Genomic DNA, 25,609 nt, shown 5'->3' with positions numbered 1-25,609 from the left:
TTTCAGGCGGGTTGTGGGAGGCTTCAGAGGTTAATCAAGCCGCCACCGCCTGCTGCGCCTGATCCAGCAACCGCACCGCCCGCACCGAGTTCCCCGGTTGCAGTTGCAGGCGTTTGGCAGTGAGGCGGTCGACGATCAGGCTGTTGCCCACCAGTCGCGCCTTGGCGGTGGTGATGCGGCAGTTTTCCATGCGCCGGTTGTGGATCAGCCACGCCGGCGCCTGTTCGTCCGGCGTGCCGATGCCCAGCACCAGTGGCTGGCTGTCGCGCACGGTGCGGATTTTCGCGATCTGGGCTTCGATCACCGGTCCGCCGTCAAAGATGTCGATGTAGTCGCGGTGGGCAAACCCCTCGGCATTGAGGATTTTCAAGGCCGGTTCGGTGTTCGGGTGGGCCTTGCCGATCACGGCCTGGGCCTGTTCGGTGAGCAGGCAGGTGTACAAGGGTTGGCGCGGCATCAGTTCGGCGATGAACGATTTGTTGCCCAGCCCCGACAAGTGATCGGCGTGGCTGAAATCGGTCTTGAAAAAGTGCCGGCCGAGGCTGTCCCAAAACGGTGAGCGGCCTTGTTCGTCGGCAGTGCCGCGCAGTTCGGCAATCAGTTTGTCGCCGAACAACTGTGGGAACTCGGCAACGAACAGCAACCGCCCCAGCGACAGCAACCGCCCGTTATAGCCCTGGCGTTGATCGGGGCGCAGAAACAGCGAGCAGAGTTCCGATTGGCCGGTCATTTCGTTGTTCAGGAACAACGTCGGGATCTGTTTCTGGATGCCCAGGTCCGGCGATGAACTGACGGTCAACCCGACCCGGTAGTTGTACCAGGGCTCGCGCATGCCCACGGCCCCGGTCAGGGCACTGACCCCGACCACGCGCTGATCGTCGTCTTCGAGCACGAACAGATAATCGGCATCGGCGCGTTCGACCTGTTCGGCGAAGGTCCGTTGCGCCCAGCGCAAACGGTGGCCCAGGCGCTCCTCGTTGGCCGGCAGGGTGGTAAACCCGGGGCCGGCCTGTTGCACCAGCACCAGCAGGGCGGGCAGGTCGGTGACTTGAACCGGACGGACAATCATGATGCAGCTCCTATTGCGCGCGTGCTCGGGCGCTGTCGTTGGGCACGGGGCCGGGTGTTGCTCACAGGGCGATCAGCCGGATCGGGCTGCCGTCGGTCACGTTCAGGGCCGCGCACATCTCGGCGCTCAGGCCCACCGGTTGTCCGGCGATGAAATCCAGTTCGGCCACGATGGCCCGGTAACCCTTGAGCGAATCGTTGCTGACCAAATAGCTGCCACGGGCGTCGATGACTTCGACGGGCTGCGTGGTAGCGGTGTGGCTATGGGCGATGGAGCGAATACCCGGCGTGCGCGCATACAGCGTCGGGCCGCCGTCGAACAGGTCGATGTAGCTGTTGGTTTCGAAGCCTTCGCGCTCCAGGATGTCGAACGCCTCCTGGCCGTCGGGGTGGATGCGGCCGATGCAATCTTGCGCCGCCTGGGGCAGCATCGGCACGTAGATCGGGTATTGCGGCATCAGTTCGGCGAGAAAGGTCCGGCTCTCCAGACCACAAAGCCGTTCCGCCTCGACGTAAGGCAAATCGAAAAAATGTTTGCCCAAGGCATCCCAGAACGGCGACTGGCCTTGCTCATCGCTGTAACCGACGATTTCGGTGATCACCGCGTCGGAGAAGCGCGCCGCATGCGCCGCGATAAACAACAGCCGCGCCCGTGACAGCAGTTCGGAAAACGGTGTGCGCACCAGCTCGGCATCGATGTGAAAGCCGCGCAGCAAGGTGTGGCCGCTGAGGTCGTGACACAACGACAGCGCCGGCACGCCGTGCTCGATGTTCAGTTCCCGGGAGACGCTGGTGAAATGGCGGTTACGCAAGCTGTAGAACGGCTCGTTGAAGCCGGCGGTGGCGAGGATTTCCGAGCAGCCCGCCAGACGCTGGGTGGCCAGGTCTTCGAGGACGAAAAAGTAGTTTTCCGGGCCATGGCCTTCAACGTCTTTGTTGAAAGAGGCGCAGGAATCGAGAATCTTCTCCCGCAGGCGCTCGCTGTCATCCGGCAGGGACGTGACGCCCACCAGGCTGTCACGGGCCAGTTGTTGTAACTGGGGCAGGTCGGTTAATTCGACTGGGCGTAAGACCAGCATGGATGTACTCCTGTATCAAAGGGTTCGGCGGTAGTGCCGTCGAACCTGACTATCACTGTCGGTTTCCACGCGTTAAAGCGGCGGTCGCCTGATCTGTTGTCAGACGCCGCCCTTTTTCTTGTCAGACGTTGCTCGGGTCGGCCAGCGTCGTGCTGGCGCCCAGCTTGTTTAGAAAGAACAGATAGACCAGACCCAGGGCAATCCAGATCAGCCCGAGTTTCTGCGCATCGACGCCCATGTTGTACATGATGGCCGCGACGATGATGAAGCCGATCACCGGGCACAGCAGGTGACGGATCACCTGGCCGGATTGCTGCCGGCGCCAGTAGTAATTGATCACGGTCAGGTGCAGCAGCATGAAGCCGCTCAAGGCACCGAAGTTGACCAGGGAGGTGAGGGTGTCCACCGAATTGATGAACAGGTAGCAGATCACCAGCGACAACACCGCCACCAGGTAAATACTGATGTAAGGCGTGTTGTGTTTGGGATGGACCCTGGCCAGCACTTTCGGCAGTTTGCCGTCCCGCGCCATGCCGAACAGCAGCCGCGACACCGCCGCTTGCGAGGTAATCGCCACCGCCACGCCCCACGCGAGGGCCGTGGCCACGCCAGTGAGGGTCGCGAGCCAGCTGCCGGCAGCGATTTCAGCGATTTCATAGAATGCGGTGTCGGCGGATTTGAAGCCCATGCCGGCGGCCAGGTCGGTGGCAATCCAAGTCTGCACAACGAAGATCACACCCATCACCAGCAAAGTAATCAACGCAGCCTTGCCGACGCTGCGGCCCGGATCGCCCTTGATCTCTTCGGCGAGGGTGGAAATCGCGTCGAAACCGAGGAACGATAACACCGCAATCGACACCGCTTGCATCAGCAGGGCGAAGTTGAACGTTGCCGGGTTGTACAGCGGCGCCAGGGTCAGTTCACCGTGACCGCCGCCGCTGTGCAGGGCATTCCAGGCGTAGAACAGGAAGATCCCCAATACCACCAGTTGCGCCAGCAGAAAAACGATGTTCATCCGTGCGGTAAAAGTGATGCCGCGCAGGTTCACAAAGGTTGCGCTGACCAGAAACGCCAGGATGAAACCCACTTTTGGAATGTCCGGGTACAGGTGATTCAGCGCCATCGCCGCGTAGACGTACAGCAGCGGCGGAATCAGCAGGTAATCGAGCAACATCAACCAACCGGCGATGAAGCCGACGTGTGGATTCAGCCCCCGTTGGGCGTAGGAATACACCGAGCCGGCAATCGGAAAAGCCCGGGCCATGCTGCCGTAACTGAGGGCGGTGAACAGCATCGCGACCATGCCGATGATGTACGCCAGGGGGACCATGCCCGGCGCTTCGGCGTTGACGTAGCCATAAACGCCGAACGGGGCGATGGGGATCATGAAAATCATCCCGTACACCACCAGGTCCGTCAGGGTCAGGCTGCGTTTCAACTCCTGTTTGTAGCCGAATTCTTCTATTTCCATGAAGCGTTTCTCCTTGTCAGTCATTCAGGCTTTGTTAGTTTTTATAGCGTCAGCGTTCAGCTTTTTTCTACAGCAGCGGGGCGAGGTAGCCAGCCCAGCGCTCAATCGCTTCGGGGGTACGCAGCAGGTCGTTACGCACCTCGATCAACACCGATTCCAACCCGCGGGCATCGCCGTGCACCGGCACGGTCATGTCCCCCTGCGGGTCGATCTTGTACGGCTGATTGCCGGCCACTTTAAGCGGATGCCGGCTCAATCCGTCAATGATCCGTTCGGCGTATTGCCGGGCTTCGCCGAACAGTACGCCGGCCTCCAGCAGTCGGGGCTGGCCGTAATAAACCGGGGTGAAACTGTGAATCCCCACCACACGCACCTCGCGCCCTTGCGCCAGGCGCTCGTCGATCAGGCTTTGCAGCCGGGTGTGAAACGGTGTGAACAGCGTCTGCCGGCGGTATTCCCGGGTGGCTTCATCCAGCTGCTGGTTGCCCGGCACCTGATAGATCTCGCTCTGTCCCGGAATGCTGTCCGGGGCATGGCGTGGGCGGTTGAGGTCGATCAACAGCCGCGAATAATTGGCCGCCAGCAAGGTCACGCCGAGGGTGTCGGACAAATGCTCGGCCAGGGCCAGGGCGCCGATGTCCCAGGCGATGTGTTCACGGGCGGCCTCATGGCTCAAGCCCAGGTCGTGCAAGGCCGGCGGGATAAAACGGCTGGCGTGTTCGCACACCAGAATCAACGGGTGCTCGGAGGCTTCCCGGCTCAGGGTGTACGGGGGCTCGGTGTAGAGCCCCACTTCAACGGATTCAGTACAAGCGCGCATAGTGCTCACAAAGGTCGGCGGGCGAGAGCTGTTCCGTCAGCGTCAGTTCCTCGGTTTTCAGGGCGAAATAGGTGTCGAGCAAGGCCTGGGGCAAGGCTTCGATCAGCGCCTCGCTGTTGCGCAGGCAGTCCAGGGCCTGGGCCAGCGAGGCGGGAAGGGCGACGATGCCCCGGGCCTGGCGTTGTTCTTCGTTCAGGGCGTCGGGGATTTCATCGGTGATCGCGTTCAGCGCCAGGCGCTGCTCGATGCCGAGGCGCCCGGCAATCAGTAGCGCGGCCATGGCCAGGTGCGGTGAGGCGGTGGCGTCCATGGCGCGAAATTCCAGGTTGTACTGCGCCGCCACGGACTTGCCGCCCAGGCTCACCGTCGGACAAATCCGCAGCGCCGCTTCGCGGTTGCGCTGGCCAAGGCAGGCGTAGGAGGCGCTCCAGTGGTGGGGCTGCAAACGCTCGTAGGACACCGGCGTCGGCGCGGTAAAGGCGCAAAGGGCCGGCAAATAATGCAGGACACCGGCGGCCCAGTGCTGGCCGAGGGTCGACAGGCCGTTGGTGGTGCCGGCGTCGTACAGCAGCGGTTGCCCGGCCAGGTCTTGCAGGCTGATATGCAAATGCACGCCGTTGCACACCGCGTGCTCGGCGGTCTTCGGTGCGAAGCTCAGGCCAAGGCCCATTTGCCGGGCGATTTCCCGGGTGATCTCGCGCACGTTGACTGCACGATCAGCCGCCGCGACCCCCAGTGTCGGACGGCAGGTGATTTCGTATTGGTGCTTGCCGTATTCCGGTAGAAACATCTCCGGCTCGACGCCCCCGGCGCGCAAGGCGCTGAGCAGCCAGCCGCCAAATTCGGCGCCCTGGCGCTGGGCTTCCAGGGTGAACGCCAGGTGTTCGGCAGCCCCGCAATCCAGATTGAATTCATGTTCGAACGCGGCGTTGACCTGCACACCCAGTTCGGCCCGATAGCGCTCCACCTCGTTGCGCAGCAGCGTGCGCGGGCAAGCGCTCCAGGGACGGCCATCGGTTTCGCGAATGTCACCGTGGATGAAATCCAGCGCCGGGGCGTTGGCGTCCGGGCCGTTGCTGACCGTGACCCGGCTGCTCAGCTCGGGAATCAGGCGCAAGTCACCATAGGCGCCCCACGGATTGGTCGAGGCAATGACGTCTTGCGGGGTCAGCGCGCTGTTGGCCGGCACCCAGCCGCAACCGGCGGCTTGATAATGCTCCAGCTCATCAGTCGGAAAGGAACGCCCACGGGTCACGCCGATCAGGTCGGTGGTGACGATCGTGGTCATTGGCACCGGCAGCAGGCGCGCGCTCATGGTTGCATGTCCTGCAAACGGGCGAGCACGGTCTGGGTATCGGTAATCCAGCAGTAGCCCTTGATCGCGTTGAGGCAGGCTTGATGGCGTTCGGCGGTGTAGGTGGCGCAAGCGTCTTCGACCATTGTCACCAGATAGCCACGGTCGGCGGCGTCGCGCACGGCCATGTCCACGCATTGGTCGGTGACAATGCCGGCGATGATCAGGTGCCGCGTCCCGAGGTTGCGCAGCACGTAGTCGATGCTGGTGGAGTTGAACACCCCGGAGGAAGTCTTGGGTAACACCACTTCGTTTTCCGTCGGCGTCAGGTCGTCGATAATTTGCGCCTGCGGGCTGCCCTTGGGCAGGTGCATGTCCGAGAGTTTGTGGTCCAGGGAGCGGTCGCGGCCATCGGCGGTGAGGCTTTCGATCAGGGTGTGCAGCACGTTCTGTCGGGCGCTGCGAAAGGCGCTGAGCAACCGCCGCTGGTTGGGCACCACCTGCATGTGGGTGCGGGTCAGGAAGTATTCGGCGTCCGGGTCATTGAGGTGCGGGTCGAACTGCGGTTCGAGCCAGGCCCGTTGCATGTCGACCAGCAACAGCGCGGTGTGGTCGGTGACAAATGGCAGGTCGCGGGGCGAGCGGTGGGGGAGCGTAAACATCCTTATTTTTCCTCCAGCAGGTGGGTGTCGAATTCGGCGCGCACGGCATCGATGCCTTCCAGGCGATCGGCCAGATCGGGGCTGCGCAGGGTCAGGCAGGCGATCAGTGCTTCAATCTGCGCCAGTGCCGGGACCATGCTGTCGAACGCCGACACTGATTCGACCGGCGCACTGATGATCAAGTCGGCCATTTCCCGCAGTGGCGAGGCATAGATGTCGGTGAACAGCACCACCCGCGCATACCGATTTTTCGCCGCACTGGCCACGCGCAGGGCCTGGCACTGGTAACGCCGATAATCGAACACCAGCACCACGTCCTGGCGCTGCACGTCAAACAAACGGTCCGGCAACTGGGCGTTGTCGTCCAGGGCAAAGCAACCAGGACGCAGCAGGCGCAAATGGTTGAGCAAATAGTTGGCGAGGAAACTGCTGAAGCGCCCGCCGAAGCAATGCACCTGATGGCGGACATCGAGCAACCATTCCACCAGGATTCGCACATCTTCGGGTTGGGTCAGGGCCTGGGTTTCCACGAGCGAGCGATGGGTTTCGGCCAGGTAATGGCTCCACGGATCGTCTTTTTGCAGGTGGGCGCGAGGTTGCAACAGGGCGCTGGGGGAGCGCAGGCGGTGGTCCATGTCGCTGAGCAGGGCGTCCTGGAATTCGGCGTAACCGCCAAAGCCGAGTTTTTTCACCAGCCGCACGATGGTCGGATCGCTGACACCGGCATGTTCGGCCAAACGCGACATCGGCCCCAGCCCGTTACGCGGGTACTGGTCGAGCAAGGCGCGGATGACTTTGCGTTCCGATGGCGTGAGGTCCAGGCCGGGATCGGTGATCAGGTCTCTGAGGGGGGGCATCCGGGCTCCTGCTGGAGGGGTGTGTCGGTTTTATTTCACATTTCGCTAAAACAGTATTTATGTAACGCACGCTACATGTCTAGTGAATTTTTAAACGGGAATGCCAAGCGTTGAAATCGGGTGAAACGCCCGTGGCATAAGGCCTACGTGGATGTCGACTGAGGGTGTAGGACATTGTCTATAGCTGTGTCGGAGATCGCCGTTTTCCGTTGAAGAATTTTTACGCGACAGGCTGGCCAGTGAACAATTTGGGGCGAGAAAGCTTGCTGTGGCGAGGGGCTCCTTGACTGATCGCTTTACCCCCTAGCCCTGTCTTGCGGCACAATCAGCCAATTGTTTACGGCGTGTTGCCGTTTGCGTTTCCAATGAAAGAGTAATGCCCGTGCAGGCGACCCGTTTGACCCTGATTTGCCACGCCCGAACCGTCGCACAAAAACTGGCGCGTTTTCCTGCGGATGAATCCGTGGAAATGGTCTGGCAATCGGCGAAGTGTTCCCGCCGTGGATCCTCCAAGGTCGCGCCACGCCTGCTGTGTGGTCCCGAGGCCCGCACTCGCGAGACCGCCGAACTGTTCGGCAGCGATGCGCAAATTGTCGACGCCTTGCGCGATTGCGATTTCGGTCGCTGGCAGGGTCAGCGAATCAGTGAACTGCAAAAAACCGAGCCCGAGGCGCTCAAGGCCTGGCTCGAAGACCCGCACTCCGCGCCCCACGACGGCGAGTCGGTGGTGCAACTCGGTGAGCGCGCGGCCGCCTGGCTGGCGACACTGGAGACGACGCCGGGCGACATCATCGCCATTACCCATCCCTATGTTGTTCGCGCCGTACTGACCCATGTCCTGCAAAGCACGGCGTTCAACCTGATCGACGTCGAACCGTTGTCGGCCATCGAACTGCGGTTCACTGGACGCTGGCGGCTGCGCTTGATGAGCACTGATGCTGACGGAGGCTTTTGATGAAAACGTTGTTGGTCATCGGTATCGGTGCCGGTAACCCGGACTACATCACGATGCAGGCGGTGAAGGCGCTGAACCGGGCGGACGTGTTTTTCCTCATGGACAAGGGCCAGAGCAAAGACAAGCTGATCGACCTGCGCCGCGAGATCTGCGAGCGCTACATCACCGATCACCCTTACCGGTTCGTCGAAGCCCACAGCCCTGAACGTGAACGCGGCGATGTGGACTACAAGGCCAGTGTCGATGAGCTGAACCTGGCCAAGCAGCACACCTTCGAACGCCTGATCAACGAGGAAATGTCCGACGGCCAGTGCGGCGGTTTCCTGGTGTGGGGCGACCCGGCGTTGTACGACAGCACCGTGCGCATCTTGCAGGCGATCCTGGCTTCGGGCCGTGGTGTGTTCGAATTCGAAGTGATCCCCGGCATCACCAGCGTCCAGGCCTTGGCAGCACAACACAAGGTGCCGCTGAACCGCATCGGCCGCTCGATTGAAATCACCACGGGCCGGCGGTTGGCGGCGGGGCAGGTGAGTGAGGCCGACAGTCTGGTGGTGATGCTCGACGCCGAAGATTCCTACCATCAGGTGGCCGATCAGGAGACAGAGATTTACTGGGGTGCCTACCTGGGCACGCCGGATGAAATCCTCATCAGCGGCAAGCTCAAGGATGTGGCGGATGAGATTGAGCGGGTACGCAAGGCGGCGCGGCTGGCGAATGGGTGGATTATGGATACGTATTTGTTGCGTAAGCCTTGAGGTTGGCGGTGTCCTCAAGGACACCTCAGGAAATGGCTTGTACGCCGCGCCCGAACCGCTCCCGATACACCGATGGCGGCACCCCGACCACGCTGCGAAACGCCACCCGGAAACTCTCCACCGAACGATAACCACAGCGCTCGGCAATCTGCTCGGTGTTGTCGCCCGTGCTCTCCAGCAACTCCCGGGCCCGGGCCAGGCGTTGATGTTGCAGCCAAGTCTTGGGCGACTGACCGCTGGCCTCGCTGAAGCGACGCAGGAAGGTGCGTTCACTCATCGCCGCCTCGCTGGCCAGGTCACGGACTTCCAGCGGTTCGTGCAAGCGCTCCCGCGCCCATTGCATGACCCGTGACAAATCGCTGCGAGGCGTTGGACTGACCGGTGTAGGAATAAACTGCGCCTGACCGCCAGTACGTTGCGGCGACATCACCAGCCGTCGTGCCACCGAGTTCGCCACTTGAGTCCCGAAGTCCCGCGCCACCAGATGCAGGCAGGCATCAATACCTGCTGCACTGCCGGCTGAGGTGATCAGCTGACCCGAATCGACATACAGCACGTCCGGGTCTACCTGAATGTTCGGGAAGCGCTCGGCCAGCTCCGTGGTGTAGCGCCAATGGGTGGTGGCGCGATGACCGTCGAGCAATCCGGTAGCCGCCAGCACAAACACCCCGGAACAGATCGACAGCAATCGCGCGCCGCGGGCATGGGCCTGGCGCAACGCACTGAGCAAGGCTTCGGGCACCGGTGCCTGGCGGTCGCGCCAACCGGGAATGAGGATGGTCCGGGCCTGTTCCAGCAATTCCATGCCGCCGTCGGCCAGCACCTGGATGCCGCCCATGGCGCGCATCGGGCCCTCATCCACGGCGACGATCTGATGTTCATACCACGGGAAATCGAACTCCGGCCGGGCGAGGCCGAAGATCTCCACGGCGATGCCGAACTCGAAGGTGCAGAGGCCGTCGTAGGCCAGGATCGCGACTAATCCAGGGGTGGGCTGCATTTGGCGGAAAGTTCCCGGTGAGTGTCTTGTGCGCCACTGTAGCGGCAAGCGCCGGGCAGATAAAGTCTGCCTACACCCACCCAGACGTAGGACTACACCCAATGACCAGCCTGGTTCGTCAAATTCCCGCAGCCCCGTCCGCCATTGCCCTGATGCACTTCAGCAATCGCCTGACGTTTGAAACCGATTGTTCCGACGTGTATGGCAGCCAACAGGCAGGCGAAGTGGATTTTATTCTGGTCGATACCCGTGGCCCGCAGGCTTTTGAGCGTGGGCATGTGCCGGGAGCGATCAATATTCCAGGGCGGCTGATGACCGCCGAGACGTTGGCGGGTTATCCCTCATCCAGTGTGTTCGTGGTCTATTGCGCCGGACCGCACTGCAACGGCGCCAACAAGGCCGCGGTGAAACTGGCGGCGCTGGGTTACCCGGTCAAGGAGATGATCGGCGGGGTGACGGGGTGGCTGGATGAGGGGTTTGAGTTGAGTGTTGAGGTGGCGCGGCCGGTCAGTGTGGTGGTCAATTGCGAGTGCTGACATAGACACCGCCATATCGCGGCGAACACCACGCCCGTAGGAGCAAAGCGTGCTCGCGATGGCGTCCTTGAGATCGCTATCGCAGGCAAGCCTTGCTCCTACAAAAAGCCTGTCGCTACCCACCATTGATCCAATGTTCCCCGCAACCACTCAAACACCGCCGCATGCGCAGCGCTGTCGTCTTGGTCTCGTGGCAATGGCGACTCATCGCCAAAATGCTCGTTCAGCAGAATCACTGATTCAGCATTCCACTCCGGATGAAACTGCAACCCCACCCGCGTCGCCCCGACCCGATACATCTGCTGCTCACAGGCCTCGCTACTGGCCAGCAATTGCGCGCCGGGTGGCAGATCGATCGCGTCTTCATGCCATTCCAGCACGTTCAACGTCTGGCCATCAGCCAGGCTCAGCGCGGTCCAGCCCGTTTCAGGGTGAGGCATGCGCCGCACATTCCCGCCCAGGCTCAACGCCAATAACTGCGCCCCCAGGCAAATGGCAAACACCGCCGCGCCTTGCTCCAGGCTGGCCGCCAGCCATTGACGCTCTGCTTCCAGCCACTCAGGCCCGGCGTTGGACTCATAAGGCCCGCCCAACAGGATCACCGGCCCCGCAGCCATCGGCGGCAATTGCCCGAGGTCGGCACGAAAGACATTCAGCGTGATCCCGCGCAACCTGGCCCATTCGGCAATGGCACCGGGGCCTTCGGCGGGGTGGTGCTGGATCAGGTTCAACTCGGGCATCAGGTTTCTCTTGCAGGGGGCAGGTGGCGCTCAATGTGCCGCAAAAAAGCCTTCGTCGCCAGTGAGGCGCTGCGGCTGTTTCCATGGCGACTATTCAGTCGGATAAGCACCCGAACCTCGTAGGTTTTATCTGAAAGCAGGACTTGTCCTACAGCTTTTGCACTGCTGTGGCGCACACCGCTAAACCGTCCCTTGGCTCGGCCACTTTTTTATAAGTATTTGTCGCATCAACACAATTGGCTGGCCGAAAGCCACTCTAGACTGCCCGCCATTTCGGCTTTCTCTCGCCGAAACTGCCAATCGAAAAGCTGCCAATAAAAGCCTCCGCACACATGGAGTTATAAATGAAGAAGCTAGTGATGTTCGGTGCCCTGGCACTGTCGATGTTGTCCCTGACCGCTGTGGCCGAAGACGCCAAGCCGATCCGCATCGGTATCGAAGCCGGTTACCCGCCATTCTCGATGAAAACCCCTGACGGCAAACTCACCGGTTTCGACGTCGACATTGGCGACGCGCTGTGCGAGCAGATGAAAGTGAAGTGCGTGTGGGTCGAGCAAGAGTTCGACGGCCTGATCCCGGCGCTGAAAGTGAAGAAAATCGACGCGATCCTGTCGTCTATGACCATCACTGACGATCGTAAGAAAAACGTCGATTTCACCATCAAGTACTACCACACCCCGGCGCGCTTCGTGATGAAGGCAGGCACCGACGTCAAGGACCCGCTGACCGAACTCAAGGGCAAGAAAGTCGGTGTGCTGCGCGCCAGTACCCACGACCGCTTCGCCACTGAAGTGCTGCAACCGGCCGGGATTATCCTGGTGCGTTACGCCTCGCAGCAGGAAGCCAACCTGGACATGGTTGCTGGCCGCCTCGACGCGATGCTGGCCGACTCGGTCAACCTGGACGACGGTTTCCTGAAAACCGACGCCGGTAAAGGTTTCGCCTTCGTTGGCCCGACCTATGAAGACGCCAAGTACTTCGGCGGCGGTGCCGGCATCGCCGTGCGTAAGGGTGACAAGGCGCTGGCGGACCAATTCAACACCGCCATCACCGAAATCCGCGCCAACGGCAAGTACAAGCAAGTGCAGGACAAGTACTTCGCCTTTGACGTCTACGGCGAATAATCCAGCCGTTCAAAAAAGTGGCTACCGTAAACGCGGTGGCCACTTTTTTTATGACCTCATGATCTATCCTGCCAACACATTCCCCCCTACGGTCTACAGGACCCTTCGCTATGCAACGCATCGACCATCCACTGCCGTGGAGCCATTTGGGCACCGAACGCAGCTTGAGCGTGTTTCGTTTTGGCGCCGGCGCCCGCAAGGTGTACATCCAGGCCAGCCTGCACGCCGATGAACTGCCGGGCATGCGCACCGCCTGGGAGCTGAAAAAGCGCCTGACCGAACTCGAAGCCCAAGGCCAGTTGCAAGGTGTTATCGAGCTGGTGCCGGTGGCCAACCCGATCGGCCTCGACCAGCACCTGCAAGGCGCGCACATGGGCCGTTTTGAACTCGGCAGCGGCAAGAATTTCAACCGCTCGTTCGTCGAACTGAGTGCGCCGGTGGCCGCGTTGGTCGGCGCTCAGTTGGGCGACGATGCCGAGGCCAACATCGCGTTGATTCGCCAGGCCATGGGCCAGGTATTCGACGGTCTGCCGGCGCCGGCGTCGCAACTGGAAGCCATGCACCGCTTGCTGTTGCGCCACGCCTGCGATGCCGACATCACCCTGGATTTGCATTGCGACTTTGACGCGGCGATTCACATTTACGCCTTGCCGCAACAGTGGCCGCAGTGGCAATCCCTGGCCGCGCGCCTGAATGCGGGCGTGGGGTTGTTGAGTGAAGATTCCGGTGGCAGTTCGTTCGACGAGTCCTGTTCGACGCCGTGGTTGCGTTTGGCGCAGGCCTTCCCGGAGGCGGCGATTCCGCTGGCGAACCTGGCAACCACCGTGGAGTTGGGCAGCATGGGCGACACCCGGGTTGATCAGGCCCAGGCCAATTGCGAGGCGATTCTGGGCTTTCTCGCTGAACAAGGTTTCATCACAGGCACCTGGCCGGCGGCGCCGAGCGAATGCTGCGAAGGCATGCCGTTCGCTGGCACCGAATACCTGTTCGCCCCGCACCACGGCGTGGTCAGCTTCCTGCGCGAGGCGGGTGAGTGGGTGGAGCAGGGCGATGCGCTGTTTGAAGTGGTCGATCCGTTGAGCGACCGAGTGACGACCGTGCGCGCCGGGACCAGCGGCGTGTTGTTTGCGATTGATCGTGGGCGGTACACCCAGCCGGGGACGTGGCAGGCGAAAGTGGCGGGGCGCGAGGCGTTTCGGGTTGGGAAGTTGACTAACGACTGATCCAGGTTATTTGTCGCCCGTCATGGCCTCTTCGCGGGCAAGCCTCGCTCCTACGGGGGATACATTGTAGGCGCGAGGCTTGCCCGCAAAGGCGGCATCAGCCACACCAAAAACCTCAGCGATGTTAGGGTATCTCCCGAATCCTGCGCCCCATAAAGGAAGGTTTATGCTGAAGTTTCTCGCTCTGTTCATGGTCCTGGCCTCCGCCACGGCTCACGCTCAAACCCCGCTGCACACCGACCTGCCCCTCAAATACCTCGAACAGGCCAACCCTGACTCGCACAATCAGCCGCTGGTGATTTTCCTCCACGGCTACGGCAGCAATGAGCGGGATCTGTTCGGGATCAAGGACGAACTGCCGACACAGTACAACTACCTGTCAGTGCAGGCACCGGTGGCGTTGGACGCGGACAGTTACCAGTGGTTTCGCAAAAAGGGCGAAGGCGCCTACAACGGTGAGACCGATGACCTGAAGACCAGCGGCAAGGTGTTGCTGGACTTCATCGCCCAGGCGACGAAGAAATATCACACCGACGCCAACAAGGTGTTCCTGGTGGGGTTCAGCCAGGGCGCGATCATGTCCTACGAGGTGGCGTTGCGTCATCCCGACGCGGTAGGCGGGATTGCCGCGTTGAGCGGGCGGATATTGCCGGTACTCAAATCGGAGCTGAAACCGGATGAAAAACGCCAGCAACTGGCGATTTTCATCGGTCATGGCACCGTCGACCAACGTCTGCCCTTGGTCGACGGCACGGCGGCCAACAGCCTGTTGCAGAAACTGTCACTCAAGCCTGAGTTTCATACCTACGAAGGCCTGGGCCATAGCATCAGTGCTGCCGAGATCCAGGACTTGAGCGCCTGGTTGCTACGCCTCAACCCCTGAATCGTTCGGATTTACTTGCCGGTGATCTGCTTGACCAAGGTGTCGTGACCCGCCTTGTCGGTTGGGCGCGAGATGATCTGAATCACCGCCATGCGGTTGCCGGAACCGGCCATCAGCGTGGTGTTGAGGGTCTTGCCGCCGCCCTGGGTGGCGGTGCTGTCGACCTGGCGCATGCCCAGCCCGGTACCTTTCAGGGTCAGGCTTTTTTCGCTGAGCTTGGTGAAGTCCGGCAGGGCCTTGTGTTCGGCAGCATCGAAATCGGCGGCGGTGCTGTCGAGGAACTCGCCGTCGTTGTCTTTGACGGTGACGCCAGGTGCCAGGTTGTTTTCAGCGGCGATCACCACGGTCTTGGTGGTTTCGTTGGCGTACATGGTGCCGGTCGCACCGGTCGCGCCCGGCGGCAGCGGGTTGGCGACGAAGCCCTTGGGCAGGGTGAATTTGAATTTGCCACCAAGCATCGAGACTTTGATCGGCGCGGCGTCGCTGGTGGTGGCCTTGGCGGCATAAACATTCATCGCCCCCAGGCTGGCAGCCGCCGTCAGCAACAGGACAACGGCTTTTTTACGGAACAATGACATAGAAAATCTCCAGGGATGGTCGCGCTAGAGGGCGATCATCCCATGGAGGTTGGATGGCATCCAGCCCGGTGTACGTTCCGCGCTGGCGGGTAGGCAGTTTCTGGCCTAGTCATTCGCAACCCTCGAACGAGTTATTGCTGCCGGTTTCGCCAACAAGCGCCGCGTGACCCCGAGCATGCCCACGGACACCGCCACGCCAAGGGCAAACGCTGGCAAGCCCAGGCTTGGCAAGGTCAGCGCCAGCACCAGGCAGAACGCCGCGAACGAATACATGCCGGTGGCGGTGGCGCGCAACAAGGCGGCGGTGAACGCCGGGCCACGGGTTTGCTGGGAGAACACCGCCATCACGCTGCCCAATACCGGGAACACCGCCAGCAAGCCGCTCCAGCGTTCGCCCACGGTACTGGCCAGCAGCGTGACGGCCAGGGTCAGCAGGGCGCCGGCCACCATGCGCAGCAGCAGTTTGTCGGACTTGGGTTTGGGGCCTGAAACAATCGGCTGCACCGACGGAAACAGGTAAGGCGCGGCGAGCAGGGCGGACGCGGCAGCGATCACCGAGAAGGTCAGGGAGGGCGGGATTAGCGAGAGCACGACAGCCACCGTGGCCCACACCAACATCGAAATCGCCAGCGCCCACGGCCAACCGGCCCGTTGCGCCACTTGGGCGTAAGTCACGCAAAACGCAATCATGGCGAACATCGCGGACAAGGCTGCGGTCGCGGCTTGAGCGGCGAACACCTGGCCCTGCTCGATGGCGAGGAAAAACAGAATCGGCCCGACCACCACCGGCAGCCCGGACAGCCACCCGGCCACGCTCGGCCCCCAGCGTTTGCCCGCCAGGGAAATCAGCAGCAGAAACCCGGGAATCACCAGCAACTTGAGCAGCAGCACGCACGCACCTCCGACCTGTGTGAGGCGGCAACGTTAGCATTGCAGACGGAGGATTGCTCTATGAATGGCCGAATTTTGTATACAAAGCGCGGATCCCTCGTAGGAGTTGCCGAAGGCAGCGCCTACCCAGGTCGCGTGTATAGCCTGTAGAGGGTCGAAACGTCTAAGCTGCGCCTTTCCAATTGTTTCTGGATGTTTGAGTGAACTTCAGTTTTTTGCCCAAAATCGCCACGGCGCCGTTTTGCCCGCCGGAAGTGGCTGGCAGTGTTGCGGTTGATCCGGGCGCTTCATTCTTCAAGCGCCTGCTGCGTTTTGCCGGCCCCGGTTTGTTGGTGTCGATTGGCTACATGGACCCCGGCAACTGGGCCACCGCCATCGAGGCCGGTTCGCGATTTGGGTACAGCTTGCTGTTCGTGGTGTTGTTGGCGAGCCTGGCCGGAATGGTGGTGCAGTGTTTGTGTTCGCGGCTGGGCATCGCCACCGGGCGTGACCTGGCGCAACTGTCCCGGGAGCGCTACAGCACCCGCACCGCACGCACGCAATGGGTGCTGGCGGAAATCTCGATCATCGCCACCGACCTGGCAGAAGTGCTCGGCTGCGCCCTGGCGTTCCATTTGCTGCTGGGCTGCTCGCTGACCTTCGGCATCGCCCTGACTGCGTTTGACACGCTGCTGGTGCTGGCCTTGCAGAACCGTGGCTTCCGCCGGCTGGAAGCGATCATGCTGGTACTGGTCGGTACCATCGGCGCGTGTTTCTTCGTCGAACTGCTGCTGATCAAACCCTACTGGCCGGACGTTGCCCGTGGCTTCACCCCATCACTGTCGGCCATTGGCGATGCCGCACCGCTGTACATCGCCATCGGCATTCTCGGGGCCACGGTGATGCCGCATAACCTGTACCTGCATACTTCAATCGTGCAGACGCGGCTGATCGGCAAGGACCTGGCCAGCAAGCAGGACGCGGTCAAACTGGCGCGCATCGACACCATCGGCTCCCTGGCCCTGGCGTTGCTGGTCAATGCGGCGATCCTGATCCTGGCAGCCGCCGCGTTCCACAGCACCGGACACAGCGACGTGGTGGACATCCAGGACGCCTATCACCTGCTCGATCCGCTGGTGGGCGGGGCCTTGGCCAGCGTGCTGTTCGGCGTCGCGCTGCTGGCCTCGGGGCAGAGCTCGACTTTTACCGGGACCATCGCCGGCCAGGTAATTATGGAGGGTTACCTGAACCTGCGGATTCCTTGTTACCAACGGCGTTTGATCACCCGTGGGCTGGCGTTGATCCCGGCGTTCATCGGTGTGTGGCTGATGGGCGACAATGCGATTGGCAAGTTGTTGGTAATGAGCCAGGTGGTGTTGAGCCTGCAACTGCCGTTTGCGTTGTACCCGTTGATCAGCATGACCAATGACCAGAAGCTGATGGGGCCGTTTGTGAACCGGCTGCCGACGCGGGTGTTGGCGTGGGGGTTGTTTACGGTGATCAGCGCGGCAAATGCGTGGTTGATTTTGCAATTGGTGGTTTGACCTGATCGTTCCCACGCTCCGCGTGGGAATGCAGCCCGGGACGCTCTGCGTCCCTTCCAGAGCCGAACGCGGAGCGTGGGAATGATCGGTCAGTCGCCGAACGCGTCCATCACAAAATCGATAAACACCCGGGTCTTGGCCGGCATCAACGTGCGGCTCGGGTAGTACAACGAGATCGGCCCCGCATCCGCTTTCCAGTCCGGCAGCAGTCGCACCAGCTCACAGCGCTGGATCTGCGCGACCACATCGGGCAGCACCAGCAGCGTTACGCCCAGGCCGAGCAGGGCCGCTTCACGCATGGCCGCCGGGTCATTGAGCACGATGTTTTCATTCAACGTGGCGGTCGCCTCATGGCCCGCGCCATCGCGCATCACCCACTGACGAACCCGCCCGGTACGAATGCCGCGCATCACGATGCCGGTGTGCCCGAGCAAGTCCCCCGGGCTGACGGGGAGGGTGCGTCCTGCCAGATAAGCCGGTGATGCGACAGCAACGATATCGGCCGCCGCCAAGGTCCGCGAGATCACCCCCGGCGTCAATTCAAAACCACCACCAATGGCCGCGTCATAACCTTCGGCAATTAAATCCACCTGGCGATTTTCGAAGTGCCACTCCGGCCGAATCAACGGATAACGCGCCAGGAACGCCGGCAGCAGCGGCAGCACATGCCCAATGCCAAAGGTCGGCGCCAGGCTGACCTTGAGCACACCCGCCGGCTCGCCTCGATCACTGCTCACCGCGCTGATCGCCGCTTGCAAGCCCTGCAGATTGCCGCTGATGCTCGCCAGGAAACGTTCCCCGGCCTCGGTCAGGGACAACTTGCGAGTCGAGCGCTGGAACAACCGCACACCGATATTGCGCTCCAGCATCGCCACGTTGCGACTGACGGCGGCGGGCGTCAGCGCGAGCAACCGCGCGGCAGCGGAAAAGCTCCCGGTTTCGGCGCTGCGCACAAAGGATTCGAGGTTGGCGAGGGTTTCCATGGCAAGGCACCTGCTAGCAATGCTTGAAGATCATTCAAATCATTACCGGCTAATCAAGACCTAATGGCAAGTGCAGTATTCACCCCAACGACAACCTGTTTGGAGTGAATAACCATGAGCACTATCGGAATCATCGGCGCCGGCGCCATCGGCTCAGCCTTCGCCCGGGCCCTGTCCCGTCAGGGGATTGAATTGGTCATCGCCAACAGCCGCGGGCCGCACACCCTGGCGGCGCTGGTGGAAGAACTCGGGCCAACCGCCCGTGCCGGCACCCGAGAAGAAGCGGCGGCGCAAGACATCGTGTTGGTGGCGGTGAACTGGTCGAAATTGCCGATGGCGTTGGCGGGTCTGCCGGATTTCGCCGGGCGGATCGTCCTCGATGCCAACAACTCGATTGAAGCGCCATCGTTCAAGGCTGTGGATTTGCAGGGTCGTACGTCCAGCGAAGTGTTCGCTGAGTGGGTACCCGGAGCGCGGGTGGTAAAGGCGTTCAATCACCTGGCGGCGCGGTTGTTGGAGAGTGATCCGGCGGCGGAGGGTGGCAAGCGAGTGTTGTTTCTTTCGGGCGATGATGCCGAGGCGAAAGGGAAAGTGGCGGAATTGATCGAGCGCTTGGGCTTCTGCGGGATTGATCTTGGAGAACTGAGTGTCGGGGCGCGGCTGGCGCAGTTTCCGGGTGGGCCGCTGCCGATTCTCAATCTGGTGAAATTTGGCTGAATGCCAGGCAAAAAGAACCCGGTGCGACGTGAATCGCACCGGGTGTTTTGCCAGACAGCGAACGGATATTCGTGGGTCCCCGCGCTGCCTGTTGAACACTTGATCGTTCCCACGCTCTGCGTGGGAATGCAGCCCGGGACGCTCTGCGTCCCCTTGGAACGCGGAGCGTCCCTTGAGGCATTCCCACGCAGAGCGTGGGAACGATCATGTACGGGTTAAGCCCGTTCGATCGCCAGTGCCACGCCTTGACCACCGCCGATGCACAGGGTGGCGAGGCCTTTCTTGGCGTCGCGCTTGATCATTTCATGCAGTAAGGTCACCAGCACCCGGCAACCTGACGCGCCGATCGGATGGCCCAGGGCAATGGCGCCGCCGTTGACGTTGACCTTGTCCAGGTCCCATTCCAGGTCCTTGGCCACTGCCAAGGATTGCGCGGCGAAGGCTTCGTTGGCTTCGATCAGGTCCAGTTGGTCAATGGACCAGCCAGCCTTTGTCAGGCAACGGCGAGTGGCCGATACCGGGCCGATGCCCATGATCGCCGGGTCGACGCCCGCATTGGCGTAAGCGGCGATTTTCGCCAGGACCGGCAGGCCCAGGGCCTTGGCTTTTTCGGCGCTCATCAGGATCACGGCGGCGGCACCGTCGTTCAGCGAAGAGGCGTTACCGGCGGTCACCGAACCGTCCTTCTTGAAGGCCGGTTTCAGCTTGCCCAGGGCTTCGGCGGTGGTGCCGGCCCGTGGCTGTTCGTCGGTGGCGAAGGACAGCGGATCGCCCTTGCGCTGCGGGATCAGGATCGGCGTGATCTCATCGACAAAACGCCCGGCTTCGATGGCGGCCGTGGCTTTTTGCTGGGAGGCCGCGGCGAAGGCGTCCTGTTGTTCGCGGGTCAGGCTGTATTTCTCGGCCAGGTTTTCCGCGGTGATGCCCATGTGGTAATCGTTGAACGCATCCCACAGGCCGTCGCTGATCATGGTGTCGACGATTTGCGCGTGACCCATACGCAGACCGGTGCGCGCGCCGGGCATCACGTAGTTGGACAGGCTCATGTTTTCCTGGCCGCCGGCAATGATCACGTCGGCATCGCCGCAACGAATCGCCTGGGTCGCCAGGTGCAGGGCTTTCAAGCCCGAACCGCAGACCTTGTTCAGGGTCATGGCCGGCACGGTGAACGGCAGGCCAGCCTTGATCGCCGACTGGCGCGCAGGGTTCTGCCCGGCACCGGCGGTGAGCACCTGGCCCATGATCACTTCATCGACCAGCGCCGGGTCGAGCCCGGTTTGCGCCAGCAACTGACGGATCACCGCAGCGCCCAGGTCAACGGCGGACACACCGGCCAACGCACCCTGGAAACTGCCGATGGCGGTACGGGTGGCGGCAACAATAACGACGTCTTGCATGGAATGATTCCTCACTGGGCAGCGAACTGCATTTCCGGCACGTGATCCGGCACGATCAGTTTGCCGGCGGTCTTGGCGACAATTTCTTCAACGCTCACGCCTGGCGCACGTTCTTTGAGAATGAACGCGCCGTCCTGGATTTCCAGGTAGGCCAGGTCGGTCAGCACACGCTTGATGCACCCGGCGCCGGTTAGCGGCAGGCTGCATTTGGCCAACAGCTTGGACTCACCGTCCTTGGACGCGTGGGTCATGATGACGATGATGTTATCTGCACCGGCCACCAGATCCATGGCGCCGCCCATGCCCTTGACCAGTTTGCCGGGAATCATCCACGAGGCGATGTTGCCTTCGACGTCGACTTCAAAGGCGCCGAGCACGGTCAGGTCGACATGGCCACCGCGGATCATCGCGAAGGACTCGGCCGAGGAAAAAATCGACGCGCCGATCCGCGCGGTCACGGTTTGTTTGCCGGCGTTGATCATGTCGGCATCGATGGTTTCTTCCGTAGGAAACGGACCCATGCCGAGCAGGCCGTTTTCCGACTGCAGCATGACTTCCATGCCTTCAGGGATGTAGTTGGCGACCAGGGTCGGAATGCCGATGCCCAGGTTCACGTAGTAGCCGTCCTGCATTTCGCGGGCGACGCGTTGAGCCATTTGTTCGCGGGAAAGTGCCATTGTTGTTATTCCTTCATTCGGTCCGGGGGCAGGGGATCACTTACGCACGGTGCGCTGTTCGATGCGCTTCTCGAACGTGCCGCAAATGATCCGGTCGACGTAGATGCCAGGGGTGTGGATCTGCGCCGGGTCCAGCTCGCCGGGTTCGACGATTTCTTCGACTTCGACCACGGTGATCTTGCCGGCGGTGGCGGCCAGCGGGTTGAAGTTCTGGGCGGTGTGGCGATAGATGACGTTGCCGAAGTGGTCGGCTTTCCAGCCTTTGACGATGGCGAAGTCACCGGTGATGGACTCTTCCATCAGGTACTTGCGACCCTTGAATTCGCGCACTTCCTTGCCTTCGGCCACCGGGGTGCCGACGCCGGTGGCGGTGAAGAAGGCCGGGATGCCGGCGCCGCCTGCGCGCATTTTTTCGGCGAGGGTGCCTTGGGGGGTCAGATCGACTTCGATGACGCCGCTGAGCAGTTGCTCTTCGAACAGTTTGTTCTCGCCGACGTAGGAGGCCACCACCTTGCGAATCTGCCGGTCTACCAGCAGCACGCCGAGGCCGAAGCCGTCGACGCCGCAGTTGTTGGAAACCACGGTGAGGTCGCGGGTGCCTTTGCGCTTGATCTCGGCGATGAGGTTTTCCGGGATCCCGCACAGGCCAAAGCCGCCAGCGATCACGGTCATGCCGTCTTCAAGACCTGCAAGGGCTTCCTCGTAGGAACTCACGCGCTTGTCGAAACCTGCCATATGCACCTCTTTTATTCTTGATGGGCGGCTGGCTAGCCGTAGTGGAAGTGAGTGTCGCGCCGGGCCATTCATTTGTTAAGTTGATTTTTAAGGTTGATTGATAGATAAAACTCACCAATCAATCCCGTAGGAGCAAAGCTTGCTCGCGATGAGATTCTCAAGGACGCCATCGCGGGCAAGCCATGCTCCTACAGATAGCACATGCGCCACTTACTGGAGCCATTCGCCATGACCGTCAAGCAAATCCGCGCCTTCCTGGCCGTGGCCCAGAGCCTGAGTTTCGCCGTGGCCTGCGAGCGGTTGCACCTGTCGCAATCGGCGCTGAGCCTGACCATCAAGGCCCTGGAAGAAGGCCTGGGCGGGCGCCTGTTCAGCCGCAATACGCGCAACGTCGCGCTAACTCCGGAAGGTGAATCCCTGGTGCCGTTGGCGCGCCGGTTGATCGCCGATTGGGACAATGCCGAAGATGAACTGCGCCAGCGTTTCACCCTGCAGCGCGGTCGCGTGACCCTGGCGGCGATGCCGTCGTTCGCCGGCAACCTGCTGCCGCCGATCCTCAAAACCTTCCGCGCGCGTTACCCGAAAGTCAACGTCACGGTGAACGACGTGATCAACGAGCAGGTGCTGGAAATGGTCCGGGATCGGCAGGTGGAACTTGGCGTGTCGTTCGAACCGGCCCACAGCACGTCGCTGGAATTCACGCCGTTGTACATCGATCGCTTTGTCGCGGTGGTGCCCCATGACTCGGCGCTGGCGAAACTGGACGAGATCGACTGGCAAACCTTATTGATGGAGCCGTTTATCACCTTGCAACGACCGTCCACCGTGCGGGTGATGCTCGAAGAACACTTGCAGGCCCGGGGTATGAAGTTGCCGGTGGAATTTGAAAGCCATCAACTGGCGACGGTCGGGCGGATGGTCGCCAGCGGTTTGGGCGTGAGCGCGGTGCCGGCATTGTGCGTGCAGCAAATGCAGGAGTCGGGCGCCCACTGCATCACCTTGCGTGACCCGGTGGTGGAACGGGCGATCGGCGTACTGACCAAGCCGGGGCATGAACTGTCGGCGGCGGCACAGGCGTTGTTCGATATTTTCAAAGAAGCCAACCTCGCACAGCGCCTCATGCCCTGAGCGCGGAACACGCCCTCCACGTGATCGTTCCCACGCTCCGCGTGGGAATGCATCCTGCGATGCTCTGCGTCACATCCGGAAGCGGAACGCGGAGCGTCCCCGGCGGCATTCCCACGCGGAGCGTGGGAACGATCATTGGGTCAGGCGTTGTGTCAGCAGGGGTAATAGTTGTTCGCAGGAACCCTCAATCTTCATATCCAGAATGTCATCCGCCCGGGTCTTGCCCAGATTGATCGCAATCAACGGCTTGCCCTGATCGACCACCGCCCGACACAACCGAAACGCCGAATACGCCATCAACGACGATCCCACCACCAGCAACCCCGCCGCTTTCTCAACCGCCGCCATGGCCCTGGCCGCCGTCACCTGCGCGACGTTCTCGCCAAAAAACACCACGTCCGGCTTCATCCGCTCCTCGCCGCAATGCGGGCAGTGCGGCACCTGAAACCGTGCTTCAAACGCCGGGTCGAGCAGGGTATCGCCATCCGGCGCTTGGACCGCATCGACGCCCGCCAGGTAGGGGTTTTGCACTTCCATTAGCTGTTGAATCGCATCGCGCTCGCTGCGCCGGCCACAGTCCAGGCACAGCACCCGGTGCAGGCTGCCATGGAGTTCGATGACGTCATGGCTGCCGGCCTGGTCGTGCAAGGTGTCGACGTTCTGCGTGATCAGCCCGCCGATCTGCTGCGCACTTTGCAAACTGGCCAATGCCTCGTGGGCCGCGTTGGGGCTGGCCAGGCGTACCCGCGGCCAGCCGAGCATCGCCCGTGCCCAGTAACGGCGGCGGGATTCGGGGGCGGCGAGGAATTCCTGGTACATCATCGGTTGCCGGCCACGGCGTACGCCCTGGTTGTCGCGGTAGTCGGGAATGCCTGACGGGGTGCTGATGCCCGCGCCCGTCAGGACCGCGAACGGCTGGTCGGCCATTAATTGCTGAAGACGGTCGAGTTGTTCGCGGATGGGGCTGTCGAGCATGTTCAACACTCCGGGAAGGCCTTGAGTGTTTGCAGGGTAGCATTTGCCGATCACCACGCGCCGCTCGCAGATAACGCACCTGTAGCAGCTGTCGAGCACCGCGAGGCAGCGTCCGACGGCGAAGCCGTCGTGAAATCAGGCCACGCGGTGCATCAGGTGCACCGCGTGCGCAGGGTCTACGACTGCTTCGCAGCCGAACGCAGGCTTCGCCAGCTTCTACAAGTTTCGCGTTCCCCCCGGTGTCTATTTACGCGCTTCAAGAATCAGGTTGAACGGCGTTTCCGTCGCCCGGCGGAAATGCTTGAACCCGGCCTCGGTAAACACCTTGCGCAACCGCGCTTCACCGGCCTGGGCGCCGAGCCCGAGGCCGACTTCCTGGGACAGTGAGTTTGGCGTGCAAATGAAGGTCGAAGCCGCATAAAACAGCCGTCCCACCGGAGTGATGTTGTCGTCGAGGGCATCGTTGGCATAGGGCTCCACCAGCAGCACCGTGCCGTCCGCTTTCAGCGAGTCATAGGCGTGGCGCGCCGCACCCACCGGGTCGCCCATGTCGTGCAGGCAGTCGAAATAGCACACCAGGTCATAGTCGGTGCCCGGATAACTTTTCGCCGTGCCCTGGAAGAACCGCGCCCGCCCGGACACCCCACCGGCCTCGGCGCGCTGGGTGGCCACGGTGACGGAGGGCGCGTGGTAGTCGAAGCCGACAAAGCGCGAATCCGGGAACGCCTGGGCCATGATCACGGTCGAGGCGCCATGGCCGCAGCCGATGTCCGCCACTTTGGCGCCGCTCTCCAGCTTGGCCACCACGCCTTCCAGCGCCGGCAACCATTCGGCCACCAAGTGCGCTTTGTAGCCGGGGCGAAAGAAGCGCTCCGTGCCGCTGAACATGCACGGATGGTGATCGCCCCAGGGCAATGCACCGTCACCGCGAAAAGCGCTGACCAGTTTGTCCTTGTCATGGAAAAACGACGCGACCACCCCGATACCGCCAGCGATGTACACCGGTGAGTCTTCGATGGCCAGGGCCAGGGCTTGCTCTTCGGGCAGGCGGAACTGGCCGTCCTGGTGTTCCATGTAACCGGAAGCGGCGTGGGCGCTGAGCCATTCGCGCAGCAGGCGAGGGTGGCACCCGGTCTTTTCGGCGAGGGTTTCGGGGCTGATCGGCTGGCTGTCGGCCATGGCCCGGTACAGGCCGAGTTCTTCGCCGAGAATGACATTGGCCAGCATCGCCGCGCCGCCCATGTCGTTGACCAATTTACCCATGAAGTCGTTAAGTCTGGCCTCGTCCATCACGTGTGCTCCTGTGGCAGGATCACGGTCCAGAGGCAGTGTGGGTCGAGGCGTGCGCCGCTGGGCGGTGGTCGTGGGAATGAACAGGACGCTGACGGCGCCCCGCGTGCGTTAAGTTTAGTCCGGCCCCCGCGCACTGCGGTTTGGGGCGACGAAAGCCACAGGGCCCACAATCCCTGTAGGAGCGAGGTTTTGTGTGGTTGGGTGTTGTGTATCGCAGTGTGTACGGTGCAGCGGCTGATACATGC

General features: G+C 61.9%; 26 protein-coding genes. 9 read left to right on the top strand and 17 right to left on the bottom strand.

The genetic code is table 11. From position 1 onward, the window contains the following. Positions 1–34: 34 nt before the first annotated feature. From astA to HKK52_RS08120, 7 genes are all read right to left on the bottom strand, one after another. Positions 35–1,069, bottom strand: a complete 1,035-nt coding sequence (gene astA / locus HKK52_RS08150) for an arginine N-succinyltransferase (RefSeq protein WP_169370380.1) — start codon at positions 1,067–1,069, stop codon at positions 35–37. Positions 1,070–1,130: 61 nt separating this feature from the next. Beyond that, on the bottom strand, positions 1,131–2,147 hold the full coding sequence (locus HKK52_RS08145; RefSeq protein WP_169370379.1) for an arginine N-succinyltransferase: 1,017 nt from the start codon (positions 2,145–2,147) through the stop codon (positions 1,131–1,133). 121 nt (positions 2,148–2,268) lie between these two features. After that, positions 2,269–3,618 (bottom strand): APC family permease, encoded by a 1,350-nt coding sequence (locus HKK52_RS08140; protein WP_169370378.1) that lies wholly within the window; start codon positions 3,616–3,618, stop codon positions 2,269–2,271. Positions 3,619–3,685: 67 nt separating this feature from the next. Then, a complete protein-coding gene (locus tag HKK52_RS08135) occupies positions 3,686–4,438 on the bottom strand; it encodes an N-formylglutamate amidohydrolase (protein ID WP_169370377.1) in 753 nt (250 codons plus the stop codon). Next, entirely contained in the window at positions 4,422–5,753 is a 1,332-nt protein-coding gene (locus HKK52_RS08130) for a glutamine synthetase family protein (protein ID WP_169370376.1), read from the bottom strand. The genes HKK52_RS08135 and HKK52_RS08130 overlap by 17 nt, the downstream gene beginning before the upstream one ends. After that, on the bottom strand, positions 5,750–6,394 hold the full coding sequence (locus tag HKK52_RS08125; RefSeq protein ID WP_169370375.1) for an isochorismatase family cysteine hydrolase: 645 nt from the start codon (positions 6,392–6,394) through the stop codon (positions 5,750–5,752). The genes HKK52_RS08130 and HKK52_RS08125 overlap by 4 nt, the downstream gene beginning before the upstream one ends. Positions 6,395–6,396: 2 nt before the next feature. Further along, a complete protein-coding gene (locus HKK52_RS08120) occupies positions 6,397–7,251 on the bottom strand; it encodes a MurR/RpiR family transcriptional regulator (protein ID WP_169370374.1) in 855 nt (284 codons plus the stop codon). 382 nt (positions 7,252–7,633) lie between these two features. Here HKK52_RS08120 and HKK52_RS08115 point away from each other — a divergent pair, with 382 nt between their 5' ends. Next, entirely contained in the window at positions 7,634–8,206 is a 573-nt protein-coding gene (locus HKK52_RS08115) for a histidine phosphatase family protein (RefSeq protein WP_169374204.1), read from the top strand. Beyond that, positions 8,206–8,961, top strand: coding sequence for a precorrin-6A synthase (deacetylating) (cobF, locus tag HKK52_RS08110; protein WP_169370373.1), 756 nt, complete (start codon positions 8,206–8,208; stop codon positions 8,959–8,961). Before HKK52_RS08115 ends, cobF begins: the two co-directional genes overlap by 1 nt. A gap of 25 nt (positions 8,962–8,986) precedes the next feature. On the opposite strand, the gene ftrA is transcribed toward cobF, so the two are convergent. Next, on the bottom strand, positions 8,987–9,961 hold the full coding sequence (gene ftrA, locus HKK52_RS08105) for a transcriptional regulator FtrA (protein ID WP_169370372.1): 975 nt from the start codon (positions 9,959–9,961) through the stop codon (positions 8,987–8,989). Positions 9,962–10,062: 101 nt separating this feature from the next. Here ftrA and HKK52_RS08100 point away from each other — a divergent pair, with 101 nt between their 5' ends. Continuing rightward, entirely contained in the window at positions 10,063–10,497 is a 435-nt protein-coding gene (locus HKK52_RS08100; protein WP_169370371.1) for a rhodanese-like domain-containing protein, read from the top strand. 98 nt (positions 10,498–10,595) lie between these two features. Here the strand turns inward: HKK52_RS08100 and HKK52_RS08095 are convergent, their stop codons facing one another. After that, a complete protein-coding gene (locus HKK52_RS08095) occupies positions 10,596–11,237 on the bottom strand; it encodes a type 1 glutamine amidotransferase (RefSeq protein ID WP_169370370.1) in 642 nt (213 codons plus the stop codon). A gap of 344 nt (positions 11,238–11,581) precedes the next feature. Here HKK52_RS08095 and HKK52_RS08090 point away from each other — a divergent pair, with 344 nt between their 5' ends. The 3 genes from HKK52_RS08090 to HKK52_RS08080 all read left to right on the top strand — a co-directional run bounded on the left by HKK52_RS08090 (position 11,582) and on the right by HKK52_RS08080 (position 14,467). Beyond that, positions 11,582–12,361 carry an ABC transporter substrate-binding protein gene (locus HKK52_RS08090; protein ID WP_169370369.1) on the top strand — a complete coding sequence of 260 codons (780 nt, stop codon included), beginning with the start codon at positions 11,582–11,584 and terminating at the stop codon, positions 12,359–12,361. A gap of 110 nt (positions 12,362–12,471) precedes the next feature. Beyond that, positions 12,472–13,584 (top strand): M14 family metallopeptidase, encoded by a 1,113-nt coding sequence (locus tag HKK52_RS08085; protein ID WP_169370368.1) that lies wholly within the window; start codon positions 12,472–12,474, stop codon positions 13,582–13,584. Positions 13,585–13,750: 166 nt separating this feature from the next. Continuing rightward, a complete protein-coding gene (locus tag HKK52_RS08080) occupies positions 13,751–14,467 on the top strand; it encodes an alpha/beta hydrolase (protein ID WP_169370367.1) in 717 nt (238 codons plus the stop codon). Positions 14,468–14,478: 11 nt separating this feature from the next. Here HKK52_RS08080 and HKK52_RS08075 read toward each other — a convergent pair whose 3' ends face one another. Beyond that, the gene (locus tag HKK52_RS08075; protein ID WP_169370366.1) at positions 14,479–15,045 is read right to left on the bottom strand and encodes a hypothetical protein; all 567 of its coding nucleotides are present in this window, start codon (positions 15,043–15,045) and stop codon (positions 14,479–14,481) included. A gap of 105 nt (positions 15,046–15,150) precedes the next feature. Then, entirely contained in the window at positions 15,151–15,936 is a 786-nt protein-coding gene (locus HKK52_RS08070) for a hypothetical protein (protein WP_169370365.1), read from the bottom strand. 200 nt (positions 15,937–16,136) lie between these two features. Here HKK52_RS08070 and HKK52_RS08065 point away from each other — a divergent pair, with 200 nt between their 5' ends. Then, positions 16,137–17,459: an Nramp family divalent metal transporter gene (locus tag HKK52_RS08065; protein WP_169370364.1), complete on the top strand. Its 1,323-nt coding sequence runs from the start codon at positions 16,137–16,139 to the stop codon at positions 17,457–17,459. An 89-nt stretch (positions 17,460–17,548) separates the two neighbouring features. Here the strand turns inward: HKK52_RS08065 and HKK52_RS08060 are convergent, their stop codons facing one another. Continuing rightward, the gene (locus tag HKK52_RS08060) at positions 17,549–18,442 is read right to left on the bottom strand and encodes a LysR family transcriptional regulator (protein WP_169370363.1); all 894 of its coding nucleotides are present in this window, start codon (positions 18,440–18,442) and stop codon (positions 17,549–17,551) included. A 114-nt stretch (positions 18,443–18,556) separates the two neighbouring features. Here HKK52_RS08060 and HKK52_RS08055 point away from each other — a divergent pair, with 114 nt between their 5' ends. Continuing rightward, on the top strand, positions 18,557–19,159 hold the full coding sequence (locus HKK52_RS08055) for an NADPH-dependent F420 reductase (RefSeq protein WP_169370362.1): 603 nt from the start codon (positions 18,557–18,559) through the stop codon (positions 19,157–19,159). A gap of 215 nt (positions 19,160–19,374) precedes the next feature. Here the strand turns inward: HKK52_RS08055 and HKK52_RS08050 are convergent, their stop codons facing one another. The 3 genes from HKK52_RS08050 to HKK52_RS08040 are packed head-to-tail and all read right to left on the bottom strand — an operon-like array spanning position 19,375 to position 21,968. Continuing rightward, positions 19,375–20,556, bottom strand: a complete 1,182-nt coding sequence (locus tag HKK52_RS08050) for an acetyl-CoA C-acetyltransferase (protein WP_169370361.1) — start codon at positions 20,554–20,556, stop codon at positions 19,375–19,377. An 11-nt stretch (positions 20,557–20,567) separates the two neighbouring features. Beyond that, on the bottom strand, positions 20,568–21,233 hold the full coding sequence (locus HKK52_RS08045; protein WP_169370360.1) for a CoA transferase subunit B: 666 nt from the start codon (positions 21,231–21,233) through the stop codon (positions 20,568–20,570). 36 nt (positions 21,234–21,269) lie between these two features. After that, a complete protein-coding gene (locus HKK52_RS08040; RefSeq protein WP_169370359.1) occupies positions 21,270–21,968 on the bottom strand; it encodes a CoA transferase subunit A in 699 nt (232 codons plus the stop codon). Between the two features lie 228 nt (positions 21,969–22,196). Here HKK52_RS08040 and HKK52_RS08035 point away from each other — a divergent pair, with 228 nt between their 5' ends. Continuing rightward, a complete protein-coding gene (locus HKK52_RS08035) occupies positions 22,197–23,096 on the top strand; it encodes a LysR family transcriptional regulator (RefSeq protein WP_169370358.1) in 900 nt (299 codons plus the stop codon). A 132-nt stretch (positions 23,097–23,228) separates the two neighbouring features. Here HKK52_RS08035 and HKK52_RS08030 read toward each other — a convergent pair whose 3' ends face one another. After that, entirely contained in the window at positions 23,229–24,071 is an 843-nt protein-coding gene (locus HKK52_RS08030) for an NAD-dependent protein deacetylase (RefSeq protein WP_169370357.1), read from the bottom strand. A gap of 243 nt (positions 24,072–24,314) precedes the next feature. Beyond that, a complete protein-coding gene (locus HKK52_RS08025; protein WP_169370356.1) occupies positions 24,315–25,361 on the bottom strand; it encodes a class I SAM-dependent methyltransferase in 1,047 nt (348 codons plus the stop codon). Between the last annotated feature and the right edge of the window lie 248 nt (positions 25,362–25,609).

It is taken from the genome of Pseudomonas sp. ADAK2, from assembly GCF_012935755.1.
Taxonomy (GTDB): domain Bacteria; phylum Pseudomonadota; class Gammaproteobacteria; order Pseudomonadales; family Pseudomonadaceae; genus Aquipseudomonas.
Note: the sequence above shows the minus strand (reverse complement) of the source record. Positions and strands in the feature narration are given on the sequence as shown.

What these genes read in the sequence shown, in the direction of transcription:
- HKK52_RS08090 (WP_169370369.1), top strand. Translation starts at nt 11,582, where the DNA reads ATGAAGAAGCTAGTGATGTTCGGTGCCCTGGCACTGTCGATGTTGTCC.
- HKK52_RS08100 (WP_169370371.1), top strand. Translation starts at nt 10,063, where the DNA reads ATGACCAGCCTGGTTCGTCAAATTCCCGCAGCCCCGTCCGCCATTGCC.
- HKK52_RS08040 (WP_169370359.1), bottom strand. Translation starts at nt 21,968, where the DNA reads ATGGCAGGTTTCGACAAGCGCGTGAGTTCCTACGAGGAAGCCCTTGCA.
- HKK52_RS08025 (WP_169370356.1), bottom strand. Translation starts at nt 25,361, where the DNA reads ATGGACGAGGCCAGACTTAACGACTTCATGGGTAAATTGGTCAACGAC.
- ftrA (WP_169370372.1), bottom strand. Translation starts at nt 9,961, where the DNA reads ATGCAGCCCACCCCTGGATTAGTCGCGATCCTGGCCTACGACGGCCTC.
- HKK52_RS08075 (WP_169370366.1), bottom strand. Translation starts at nt 15,045, where the DNA reads ATGTCATTGTTCCGTAAAAAAGCCGTTGTCCTGTTGCTGACGGCGGCT.
- HKK52_RS08145 (WP_169370379.1), bottom strand. Translation starts at nt 2,147, where the DNA reads ATGCTGGTCTTACGCCCAGTCGAATTAACCGACCTGCCCCAGTTACAA.
- HKK52_RS08080 (WP_169370367.1), top strand. Translation starts at nt 13,751, where the DNA reads ATGCTGAAGTTTCTCGCTCTGTTCATGGTCCTGGCCTCCGCCACGGCT.
- HKK52_RS08135 (WP_169370377.1), bottom strand. Translation starts at nt 4,438, where the DNA reads ATGCGCGCTTGTACTGAATCCGTTGAAGTGGGGCTCTACACCGAGCCC.
- HKK52_RS08120 (WP_169370374.1), bottom strand. Translation starts at nt 7,251, where the DNA reads ATGCCCCCCCTCAGAGACCTGATCACCGATCCCGGCCTGGACCTCACG.
- HKK52_RS08085 (WP_169370368.1), top strand. Translation starts at nt 12,472, where the DNA reads ATGCAACGCATCGACCATCCACTGCCGTGGAGCCATTTGGGCACCGAA.
- HKK52_RS08055 (WP_169370362.1), top strand. Translation starts at nt 18,557, where the DNA reads ATGAGCACTATCGGAATCATCGGCGCCGGCGCCATCGGCTCAGCCTTC.
- HKK52_RS08130 (WP_169370376.1), bottom strand. Translation starts at nt 5,753, where the DNA reads ATGAGCGCGCGCCTGCTGCCGGTGCCAATGACCACGATCGTCACCACC.
- HKK52_RS08050 (WP_169370361.1), bottom strand. Translation starts at nt 20,556, where the DNA reads ATGCAAGACGTCGTTATTGTTGCCGCCACCCGTACCGCCATCGGCAGT.
- HKK52_RS08095 (WP_169370370.1), bottom strand. Translation starts at nt 11,237, where the DNA reads ATGCCCGAGTTGAACCTGATCCAGCACCACCCCGCCGAAGGCCCCGGT.
- HKK52_RS08140 (WP_169370378.1), bottom strand. Translation starts at nt 3,618, where the DNA reads ATGGAAATAGAAGAATTCGGCTACAAACAGGAGTTGAAACGCAGCCTG.
- astA (WP_169370380.1), bottom strand. Translation starts at nt 1,069, where the DNA reads ATGATTGTCCGTCCGGTTCAAGTCACCGACCTGCCCGCCCTGCTGGTG.
- HKK52_RS08125 (WP_169370375.1), bottom strand. Translation starts at nt 6,394, where the DNA reads ATGTTTACGCTCCCCCACCGCTCGCCCCGCGACCTGCCATTTGTCACC.
- HKK52_RS08035 (WP_169370358.1), top strand. Translation starts at nt 22,197, where the DNA reads ATGACCGTCAAGCAAATCCGCGCCTTCCTGGCCGTGGCCCAGAGCCTG.
- HKK52_RS08030 (WP_169370357.1), bottom strand. Translation starts at nt 24,071, where the DNA reads ATGCTCGACAGCCCCATCCGCGAACAACTCGACCGTCTTCAGCAATTA.
- HKK52_RS08045 (WP_169370360.1), bottom strand. Translation starts at nt 21,233, where the DNA reads ATGGCACTTTCCCGCGAACAAATGGCTCAACGCGTCGCCCGCGAAATG.
- cobF (WP_169370373.1), top strand. Translation starts at nt 8,206, where the DNA reads ATGAAAACGTTGTTGGTCATCGGTATCGGTGCCGGTAACCCGGACTAC.
- HKK52_RS08060 (WP_169370363.1), bottom strand. Translation starts at nt 18,442, where the DNA reads ATGGAAACCCTCGCCAACCTCGAATCCTTTGTGCGCAGCGCCGAAACC.